Raw genomic sequence first — 1,001 nt, 5'->3', positions numbered from 1 at the left:
GGTCGCCCAGCTGGCGCATTTGCACCGCGTCATGCAACTGGCTGAAAAGCACGATTTCCTGGTGGTGGAGAACGACATTTATGCCGATCTGGATCCCGAGCCCCGGCCCTCTCTGGCCAGTCTGGACCAGTTGAACCGGGTGATCTACATCAGCAGTTTTTCAAAAACCATTTCACCCAATATCCGGGTCGGGTATCTGGCCACCAACCCCGACTTGCTGGAAGATCTGGCCCAGCTCAAGATGATTTCCGGGCTGACGTCCTCCGAATTCAGCGAACGCCTGGCTTATGGGGCCTTGATCGACGGGCGGTGGAGAAAGCACATCAAGAGCCTGCGTGAGCGTCTGGCCAAGGCGCATGAAATGGCAGCCCATGCGTTGCTGAAAATAGGGTTCGAGATTTTTTTCGAACCCAAGGCGGGCATTTTCCTGTGGGCCAAACACCCGGACATCCCCAATGCTGCGGAACTGGCCTACAAGGCCGCCGAGCAGGACATCTTACTGGGCCCCGGGCATCTCTTCAGCCCGGATCTGCAGCCCAGCCCCTGGTTACGTTTCAATGTGGCGTTTTGCGACGACCCGGCCGTGTTCGCTTTTCTGGAGAGCCAGCGGATGGCCAAGTCCGGCTGAGTGGCCAGCCCCGACTATGAACGCTTTTAAAGGGCTGGAATACGCAGTTTCTGGCCTGGGTAAATTTTGTCAGGGTGGCTCAGCATGGGCTTGTTGGCTTCAAAAATAGCCATGTACTTGCCAGCGTTGCCATAGTATTCCTTGGCAATACCCGACAAGGTGTCGCCGCGCACCACGTCGTGGAACCGGGACTCGCTGGCCGCCTCGGTCACGGCCAGCATGTTGTCCACGCTGGATACACCGCTGACGTTGCCGCAGCACAGGGCTGCTTTTTCGCTGGCATCCTGGGTGGGTGCGCTGCCTTGCAGGGTGACGTTGCCGCTGGCACCGTCAAAGGCCACATTCAAACCCTCGATGCCCAGGTTTTGTGCTT

General features: G+C 58.1%; 2 protein-coding genes. One reads left to right on the top strand and one right to left on the bottom strand.

Features of this window, described 5'->3' with window-relative positions; genetic code table 11:
• On the top strand, positions 1-628 hold a 628-nt coding region (locus AC097L_RS26660), incomplete at its 5' end, for an aminotransferase class I/II-fold pyridoxal phosphate-dependent enzyme (protein WP_479589695.1).
• Between the two features lie 26 nt (positions 629-654).
• Here AC097L_RS26660 and lysM read toward each other — a convergent pair.
• Positions 655-1,001, bottom strand: a 347-nt coding sequence (lysM, locus tag AC097L_RS26655) for a peptidoglycan-binding protein LysM (protein ID WP_479589694.1), incomplete at its 5' end; no start/stop codon positions are given.

This window comes from Rhodoferax sp. RT5P35, from assembly GCF_056521385.1.
This window is presented reverse-complemented; position numbering and strand designations above follow the sequence as displayed.